This is a genomic window from Mycobacterium sp. DHQP2018-32-09, from assembly GCF_058148405.1.
Map to the genome: position 1 here is coordinate 1 of NZ_JBYVYK010000091.1, position 8,198 is coordinate 8,198.

Annotated in this window: 9 protein-coding genes and 1 pseudogene; 4 read left to right on the plus strand and 6 right to left on the minus strand. The window is 70.4% G+C overall.

Annotated features, from left to right (window positions below):
- A pseudogene (locus AC30CM_RS26420) lies at positions 1-257 on the plus strand (cyclodehydratase); the annotation flags it as partial.
- 73 nt (positions 258-330) lie between these two features.
- The gene (locus tag AC30CM_RS26425; protein ID WP_490119879.1) at positions 331-1,668 is read left to right on the plus strand and encodes a macrolide-binding ATPase MABP-1; all 1,338 of its coding nucleotides are present in this window, start codon (positions 331-333) and stop codon (positions 1,666-1,668) included.
- A gap of 18 nt (positions 1,669-1,686) precedes the next feature.
- Here the strand turns inward: AC30CM_RS26425 and AC30CM_RS26430 are convergent, their stop codons facing one another.
- From AC30CM_RS26430 to AC30CM_RS26440, 3 genes are all read right to left on the minus strand, one after another.
- Positions 1,687-1,962 (minus strand): WhiB family transcriptional regulator, encoded by a 276-nt coding sequence (locus AC30CM_RS26430; RefSeq protein ID WP_490119880.1) that lies wholly within the window; start codon positions 1,960-1,962, stop codon positions 1,687-1,689.
- Between the two features lie 139 nt (positions 1,963-2,101).
- A complete protein-coding gene (locus tag AC30CM_RS26435; protein WP_490119881.1) occupies positions 2,102-2,275 on the minus strand; it encodes a hypothetical protein in 174 nt (57 codons plus the stop codon).
- A 145-nt stretch (positions 2,276-2,420) separates the two neighbouring features.
- Positions 2,421-4,547, minus strand: coding sequence for an ATP-dependent DNA helicase UvrD2 (locus AC30CM_RS26440; protein ID WP_490119887.1), 2,127 nt, complete (start codon positions 4,545-4,547; stop codon positions 2,421-2,423).
- Between the two features lie 90 nt (positions 4,548-4,637).
- Between AC30CM_RS26440 and mrx1 the strand changes: the two genes are divergently transcribed.
- A complete protein-coding gene (gene mrx1, locus AC30CM_RS26445; protein WP_490119882.1) occupies positions 4,638-4,880 on the plus strand; it encodes a mycoredoxin Mrx1 in 243 nt (80 codons plus the stop codon).
- A 6-nt stretch (positions 4,881-4,886) separates the two neighbouring features.
- On the opposite strand, the gene nudC is transcribed toward mrx1, so the two are convergent.
- Together nudC and AC30CM_RS26455 are read right to left on the minus strand one after the other, a co-directional pair.
- Positions 4,887-5,825 carry an NAD(+) diphosphatase gene (gene nudC / locus AC30CM_RS26450; RefSeq protein ID WP_490119883.1) on the minus strand — a complete coding sequence of 313 codons (939 nt, stop codon included), beginning with the start codon at positions 5,823-5,825 and terminating at the stop codon, positions 4,887-4,889.
- 9 nt (positions 5,826-5,834) lie between these two features.
- Complete coding sequence (locus AC30CM_RS26455) at positions 5,835-6,935, minus strand: potassium channel family protein (RefSeq protein ID WP_490119884.1); 1,101 nt, start codon at positions 6,933-6,935, stop codon at positions 5,835-5,837.
- A gap of 45 nt (positions 6,936-6,980) precedes the next feature.
- Between AC30CM_RS26455 and AC30CM_RS26460 the strand changes: the two genes are divergently transcribed.
- Positions 6,981-7,385: a DoxX family protein gene (locus AC30CM_RS26460; protein ID WP_490119885.1), complete on the plus strand. Its 405-nt coding sequence runs from the start codon at positions 6,981-6,983 to the stop codon at positions 7,383-7,385.
- Here AC30CM_RS26460 and AC30CM_RS26465 read toward each other — a convergent pair.
- Positions 7,382-8,198: RecB family exonuclease (locus AC30CM_RS26465; protein ID WP_490119886.1), on the minus strand; the 817-nt coding region annotated here is incomplete at its 5' end. The two genes, AC30CM_RS26460 and AC30CM_RS26465, sit on opposite strands and share 4 nt — an antisense overlap.

Sequence of the window (8,198 nt, forward strand, 5' to 3'; positions counted from 1 at the left end):
ACCGCGACGCCGCATGGCCCGCCGTCGTCGCCCAGCTGCGGCGCGCCGTCGGCCACGCCGACCGGGCCACCGTGCTGGCCACCGTCGCGCTCGCGCTCACCGAGGTCGAACGCGTGATCACCGCCGTGCACGCCGGCGGTTCGCCCGCGTTGACGGGCAGCCCGGCCGCCACCCTCGACGCCACCCTGGAGATCGACGTACGCACCCAGACCACCACCACCCGCCGCTGGACCCGGCACCCGGACTGCGGTTGCTGACCTGCCGCCACGATCCGTCTCGCACGGCACTTTGCCGCCTGTTCCGGACATCACGGGGCAGTCGCCTAGGAACGTGGGGGATGATGGTGAGGTGGCAGACATCAAACGTGGTCGGGCGGCTCGCAACGCCAAGCTCGCGACTTTGCCCGTCGGCATCGCCGGGCGTGCCGCACTGGGCCTCGGCAAGCGTCTGACGGGCCAATCCAAGGACCAGGTCAACGCCGAACTCATGGAGAAGGCCGCCAACCAGCTGTTCACCGTCCTCGGTGAACTCAAGGGCGGCGCCATGAAGGTCGGCCAGGCGCTCTCGGTCATGGAGGCCGCCGTCCCCGAGCAGTTCGGCGAACCCTACCGGGAGGCGCTGACCAAACTGCAGAAGGACGCTCCCCCGCTGCCCGCCGCCAAGGTGCACCGCGTGCTCGACGCCCAACTCGGCACCCGGTGGCGCGACCGGTTCACGTCCTTCGGTGACGAACCCGTGGCCTCGGCCAGCATCGGGCAGGTGCACAAGGCCGTGTGGTCCGACGGCCGCGAGGTCGCCGTCAAGATCCAGTACCCCGGCGCCGACGAGGCGTTGCGCGCCGACTTGAAGACCATGCGCCGGCTGGTCTCGGTGTTCAAGCAGCTCTCCCCCGGCGCCGACGTGCAGGGCGTCGTCGACGAACTCATCGAGCGCACCGAGATGGAATTGGACTACCGGCTGGAGGCCGACAACCAGCGCGCCTTCGCCAAGGCCTACCGCGACCACCCCCACTTCGTGGTCCCCGCCATCGTGGCGTCGGCGCCCAAGGTGGTGATCGCCGAATGGATCGACGGCATCCCCATGTCCGCGATCATCCGCAACGGCACCACCGAGCAACGCGACGTCATGGGCACGCGGCTGTTCGAACTGACCTACGACGCGCCCCGCCGCCTGGAGATGATGCACGGCGACGCGCACCCCGGGAACTTCATGCTGCTGCCGGGAAACAAGATGGGCGTCATCGACTTCGGTGCCGTGGCCCCCATGCCCGGCGGCGTGCCCGTCGAACTGGGGCGCATGGTGCGCTACGCGCTGAACCAGGACTACGACAACCTGCTGCCCACCATGGAGAAGGTCGGCTTCATCCAGCGTGGCGAGCAGGTGTCGATCTCCGAGATCGACGACATGCTGCGCCAGTACGTGGAACCGCTACAGGTCGAGGTGTTCCACTACACCCGGAAGTGGTTGCAGCGCATGGCCGCCCGCAACATGGACCTGTCGGTCGACCAGATCAAGGCCGCCCGCCAGATGGACATCCCGGCCAAGCTCGCCATCCCGATGCGCGTGATCGCCTCCAACGTGGCCATCTCGTGCCAGCTCGACGCCCACATCCCCACCCGCGCGCTCGCCACCGAACTCATCCCGGGTTTCGCGGACGAGGCCGCCTGACCCGCAGGCGGCCTCGTCTCACGCCGCAGCGGGGTTGTGCTGCGGGTTCTTGCGGGGGCGTCCCCGTGGCCGCTTGCGCGCCACGATGGTGCCGCGGTCGAGGATCTCTCCACCCCAAACCCCCCACGGCTCTTGACGTTCCAGAGCCGCTGACAGGCATTCGCGCCGAATGGGGCAGTCGGCGCACAGCGCCTTGGCCCGCTCCAGCTCCGCTGGGCTCTCGGCGAACCACAGATCTGGCTCGCCCTCGTGACAGGGCACCGACAGCCTCTCCCGGCATGTCAGGTCCGACATGTCTCTCCTGCTTCCTGGTCGTCGTTCTCGGTCATCTGCTGCGACCCGGGTGACCAGATGTCTCGTCCGAACAAGACAATGGCCACGGATCCGGGTGACGTCGGGTCCGTGGCCTTGAGAGGCGAGTGAGGGGCTCTTCCTAGGGAATGCTCCTCGTCACGGACGCGAGGGTCGCGGCGGGCTGGCGGCGCTCGCGCATGGCAGCGGCCGCGCCGGCGGCGTGCCCGGCGGGGATGGCAGTGGCATGGTTGCGCCACGAGATGCCGAAGAGATCGCCGGAGACGGCTACGCCGTAGAACGTGCTATCGATCATGATTCTCGCGACCCCCCTTCGACTCGACAGTTGCCTCAGACATGCCCTCATAGGGCGTCTATGAGGCTAGACGCTAGCACCAAATTGCCACAAGACATTTTTGACCAGGACTTTTGGCACGATCTTTGCCGAGGTTGGCAGTCTTTCAGGACCGGTTGCGCACCAGCTCGAGCACGTCCGGCCCGAACTGCTCGAGCTTGCGCGCCCCGATGCCGGGGATCGCGGTGAGCGCCGCGTCGTCGGTGGGCAGCGTCTCGGCGATGGCGATCAACGTGTTGTCGGTGAACACCACGTACGCCGGAACGCTCATCTCCTTGGCCGTCTTCAGCCGCCAGTCCTTCAATTCGGCGAGCAACTCTTCGTCGAGGTCCGACGGACACGTCTCACACCTCCGCAGCATGATGGCCGCAGGCGCGGTCAACGGGCCGTTGCACACCCGGCACCGCGGCGCGGGCCCACGCTGCCTGCGCTGCTTGGCCGGCCCGGCCGTGGCGGCGACCTGCGGCGCGACGCCGCTGAGGAAGCGCGACGGCTTGCGCCCCTGCCGCCCACCGGGTGCCCGCGCCAACGCCCAGCTGAGCGCCAAATGCACACGGGCCCTGGTGATCCCGACGTAGAAGAGGCGACGCTCCTCCTCGACCGCCTCGCTGTCGTTGCCCTTGGCCAACGCATGCGAGATGGGCAGGGTGCCGTCGGCGAGACCGACCAGGAACACCGCATCCCACTCCAGCCCCTTGGCGGCGTGCAGCGACGCGAGCGTCACCCCCTGCACCACCGGGGGATGTCGCGAGTCGGCACGCTGCCGCAACTCGAGCACCACGGTGCGCAAGTCCAGATCGGGTCGCTGCGCGACGTCCTCGTCGACCAGTTCGGCCAACGCCACCAACGCCTCCCACCGCTCCCTGGCGCGGGTACCGGCCGGCGCGTCGGCGGTCAGGCCCAGCGGCTCGAGGATCTCGCGGACGGCCTCGGTGAGGGCCGCACCCGACAGCTCGCCGTCACCGCGTTCCGCGGCGCGCTGCAGCGCCAGCATGGCCTGCCGGATCTCCTGCCTGCTGAAGAAACCCTCGCCGCCGCGCACCTGGAACGCCACCCCGGCCGCGGTGAGCGCCTCCTCGTACACCTCCGACTGCGCGTTGATGCGGTACAGCACCGCGATCTCCGAAGCGGGCGTACCACTTTCGACGAGCTTCTTGACGCGCGCCGCGACCGCGGTGGCCTCGGCCACCTCGTCGGGATGCTCGTGAAACGACGGCTCCGGCCCCGGCGGACGCTGGCCGACGAGATGCAGCCGGCTGCCCGCCATGCGCCCACGCGCCGCGGCGATCACCCGGTTGGCCAGCGAGACCACCTGCGGCGTGGAGCGGTAGTCCCGCTCCAGCCGGACCACCGCGGCGTCGGGGAAACGCCGCGAGAAGTCCAGCAGGTAGTTCGGCGTGGCACCGGTGAACGAGTAGATGGTCTGGTTGGCATCGCCCACCACCGTCAGATCGTCCCGCTCGCCCAGCCACGCGTCGAGCACGCGCTGCTGCAACGGCGTGACGTCCTGGTACTCGTCCACCACGAAACACCGGTACCGGTCCCGGAACTCGGTGGCCACGGCCGCGTCGTTCTCGATGGCGGCCGCCGTGTGCAGCAGCAGGTCGTCGAAGTCGAGCAGCGTCGTGCCCTCGCGGCGCGCCTTGAGCGCCTCGTACCCCGCGTACACCTCCGCGACCTTCGCGGCGTCGAACGGGATGTCGCGCCCGGCCGCGGCGACCTCCGCGGGATAGGTCTCCGGACTGATCAACGACGCCTTGGCCCACTCGATCTCGCCCGCGAGATCGCGCACGTCGTCGGTGCTGGCCTTCATGGCCGCCCGGTTGGCGGCCTGCGCGACGACGGCGAACTTGCTGTCGAGCAGTTCCCACGCCGTGTCCCCCACCAGCCGCGGCCAGAAGTACTGCAGCTGACGGCGCGCCGCGGCATGGAACGTCATGGCCTGCACGGCGCCGGTACCGACGCCGCCGGCGTCACGGTCCAGCGACCGCAGCCGCACGCGCATCTCCCCCGCCGCGCGCGACGTGAACGTCACCGCCAGCACCTGGCTGGGGGCGACGTGCCCCGCCGCGACCAGATGCGCGATGCGCCGGGTGATGGTCCTGGTCTTGCCCGTACCTGCGCCCGCCAGCACGCACACCGGCCCGCGCGGTGCGACGACGGCCTCGCGCTGCTCGTCGTCCAGGTCGGTCAGCAGCGCGTCACGCGACGCGTCGGACTGCGGACGGGACATGACCACCATCTTGGCAGGGCCGACCGACATGCGTGCCACGTCACCACTGGCGTCGGGCATGTCCGGCGCGTCGGCTATGTTGAACGACCCATGAGCGCTCAACTGACCATGTACACCACGTCCTGGTGCGGCTACTGCTCGCGGCTCAAGACCGCGCTGAAGGCCGAGGGCATCGCCTGGACCGAGGTGGACATCGAAGCCGATCCCGCCGCCGCCGAGTTCGTCGGCTCGGTCAACGGGGGCAACCACGTGGTGCCCACGGTGAAGTTCGCCGACGGCAGCACGCTGACCAACCCCAGCGCCAAGCAGGTCAAGGCCAAGCTCGCGGGCTGAGGCCGCTCAGTCCAGCGCCGCCCAGGACTCGATGATCTCCCGGGCGATCGAGATCGACCCCGGCAGCAGCAGCCGGGTGTCGGCGTCCAGTGCCGCCGCGTCGTTCCAGTCGCCACGATCCAGGGCCTCCCGGATCTCGGCGCGCGTGAACCACGCCGCCTCGGCGATCTCCCCGTCGTTGAACGCGAACGGCTGCTCCGGGTCGCCCACGGCATGGAAACCCACCATGAGCGACCGCGGGAACGGCCACGGCTGACTGCCGAGGTACCGCACGTCGCCGACGGAAAGCCCGATCTCCTCGGCGATCTCGCGAACCACGCACGCCTCGAACGACTCGCCCGCCTCGACGAACCCCGCCAGCAGTGAGAACAGCCGCTCCGGCCACGCGGTCTGACGGGCCAGCACGGCGCGGTCGTGACCGTCGTGCACCAGGCAGATCACGGCGGGGTCGATCCGCGGGAACTCCTCGTGCCCGTTGACCGGGTTCACGCGTGACCAGCCGCTCTTGATCGGCTTGGTGGGCGCACCGTCGAGCGCACTGAACCGCGCCGCGTCGTGCCAGTTCAGCAGCGCCGTGGCCGTGGCCACCAGCTGCGCGCTCGCGTCGTCGAAGATCGTGCCCGCCCGCCGCAGGTCGAGCACCTCGGTCTGCGCATGCGGATCCTCGGGACCCGCCAGGGCCGCCCGCACCCCCCACACGTGCCTGCCGTCGGGCAACCGGCCCAGGAACACCGCGTGCTCGTCGGGCCCGTCGGCGTACGACACCGCCGGGTGCAGCACCACCTGACCGTTCGAGATCAGCACCTGGTTGCGGCGGTCGACGCGCAACAGCAGCGCGTCCCTCCACCCCGCCACCGCGGCGTCGATGTCGGTGCGCAGCACGTCGGCGCGATCGGCGCCCACGCGGGACAGCAGCGGAACGTTGCGAAGTCGGAAGTCGGTCATCGGTGGTCGTCAGTCCTCGGTGTCGGCGGCGGTCTTGATCACGAGCAGCTTGTCGCCCAGCTCGACGGCGTCGGCGTCCGGCTCGTCGACGCGCAGCAGCTTGCCGCCACGCACCACCCCCAACACGATCTGCTTCATGTGCCGCGGGGAGGCCCCCACCTCCGCGGCCGTCACCGGGCGCTCCGCGATCGCGAACCCCGCGTCGGGCGTCAGCAGGTCCTCCATGACCTCCACCACGCTCGGCGTCTGCTTGGCGATGCCCAGCATGCGGCCCGCGGTCTCCGACGTCACCACCGTGGTGTTCGCGCCCGACTGCCGCAGCAGGTGCTGATTCTCCGCCTCCCGGACCGCGGCGATGATCTTGGCGTTGGGCGCCAGCTCGCGCGCGGTCAGCGTCACCAGCACGGCGTCGGAGTCGCTGTTGGCGGCGACGATGATGGTCTCGGCGTGCTGGGCGCTGGCCAGCCGCAGCACCTCGCCCTTCGTCGCATCGCCGCGCACCGTCACCAGGCCCGCGGCCTTGGCCCGTTCCAGCGCGTAGTCGTTCTGCTCGACCACCACGATGTTGCCGGGGGCGACGCCGTCACTGACCATCGCCGTCACCGCGGTCCTGCCCTTCGTGCCGTAGCCGACGACGACGGTGTGGTTGCGCACAGTTCTCCTCCAACGCTGAATCTTCAACGCCTGCCGCGACTGCGTGGTGAGCGTCTCGACGGTGGTACCGATGAGCACGATCAGGAACGCCACCCGCAGCGGGGTGATCACCAGGACGTTCACCAACCGCGCCGTGTCGGTCACCGGCGTGATGTCGCCGTAGCCGGTGGTCGACAGCGACACCGTGGCGTAGTACAGGCAATCCAGGAACGACAGCGGATTGCTGGGATCGGGCGCGCTCTCGATGTCGCGGTACCCGTCCCGGTCCAGGTAGACGATGAGCACCGCGGCGAACAACGCCCCGAGCGCGTAGAGCACGCGCAGCGCGATCTTGCGGGCCGGGCTGACGAAGTCCTCGGGGATGGTCAGCACGTCGACGAGGTCCGCCTCGTGCCGCGACGTCAGGTTCTCCTGGTCGAGCCTCTGCAGGCGGCGACGCAACTTACCCTTGGCCACGAGACCCCATCATTCGCCGTTGGCGCAGCACAGCACAATGTAACCATGACCGCGCTCACACCCCCGGGCAACGCCGCCCTTCCCAGTCAGGCCCCCGCCACGCGCATGGGTGCGCTGTTGATCGGGATGGGGGTGCTGCACTTCGCCGCCCCCAAGCCGTTCGACACCATCGTGCCCGCCGAACTGCCGGGCGACGCCCGCTTCTACACGCACGCCTCCGGCGTCGCCGAGGTGGCCACCGGCGCCCTGCTGCTGGCGCCCCGCACCCGCCGGTTCGGCGCCCTGGCCGCCATCGCGCTGTACCTCGCGGTCTATCCGGGCAACCTCAACATGGTGCGGCTGTGGTGGCACAAGGGCTGGCCCGCACGGATCGTCGCCATCGCGCGGTTGCCGCTGCAGGTGCCGATGGTGATGCAGGCGCTCAAGATCTACCGCAACGCGCCCCGCTAGGCATCCACGTCCGTCACCTCCTCGACGGCGTCGACTCCCTCGCCGGTGGCCTGGCCGGCCTGGTCGGCGGTGGCCCGATCACCGGCCTGGTCGCCGGTGCTCGGCTGCGCCGCGGCCAGCAGCGCGGCGAGATCGTCGCCGTCGGGCAGGTCGGTGGGAACCACGGTGTGCCCGCTGCGCACGTAGTGGAACGCCGCCCGCACCGACGACGGGTCCATCCCGTGCAGCGCAGCCCACGCCAGCCGGTACACCGCCAGCTGAACCGCGTTGTGCCGTAACCGTTCCGGATCCTTCGGCGGATCGCCGGTCTTCCAGTCGACCACGGTGACACCGCCGTCGGGATCGGCGAACACCGCGTCGATGCGCCCCCGCACCACGGTCCGGCCGATCACCATGTCGAACGGCGTCTCGACGTCGACGGGCGTGCGTGCGGCCCACGGCGACACCGCGAACGCGGACTGCAACTCGGCCAGCGCCTCGGCGTCGGCGCGCGCCAGCTCACCGTCGACGGCACCCGGCAGATCGTCGAGATCGAAGAGTCGCTCCGCGTGGAAGAACCGCTGCACCCAGTCGTGGAACGCCGTGCCCAGCGCCGCGTGCCGGTCCGGCTGACGCGGCAGCCTGCGGCGCAGTCGTTCGGCAGCGCCCGCGGGATCGCGGCCCACGTCGACGACCGCACTCACCGACAGGTGCTCCGGCAGGCGGGCAGGCGCCCGGCTGCGCCCCCGGAGCCGTTCGGCCAGCAGCGCATCGACGTCGGCCGCCCACCCCTCCGGGTCCGCCCCCGCCACCGGCAGCCGACCCGCCCGCGCG

Excerpts from the sequence above, each read along its gene's own strand:
- AC30CM_RS26435 (WP_490119881.1), bottom strand. The coding sequence starts at position 2,275 with ATGATCGATAGCACGTTCTACGGCGTAGCCGTCTCCGGCGATCTCTTC.
- AC30CM_RS26440 (WP_490119887.1), bottom strand. The coding sequence starts at position 4,547 with ATGTCCCGTCCGCAGTCCGACGCGTCGCGTGACGCGCTGCTGACCGAC.
- AC30CM_RS26430 (WP_490119880.1), bottom strand. The coding sequence starts at position 1,962 with ATGTCGGACCTGACATGCCGGGAGAGGCTGTCGGTGCCCTGTCACGAG.
- mrx1 (WP_490119882.1), top strand. The coding sequence starts at position 4,638 with ATGAGCGCTCAACTGACCATGTACACCACGTCCTGGTGCGGCTACTGC.
- nudC (WP_490119883.1), bottom strand. The coding sequence starts at position 5,825 with ATGACCGACTTCCGACTTCGCAACGTTCCGCTGCTGTCCCGCGTGGGC.
- AC30CM_RS26460 (WP_490119885.1), top strand. The coding sequence starts at position 6,981 with ATGACCGCGCTCACACCCCCGGGCAACGCCGCCCTTCCCAGTCAGGCC.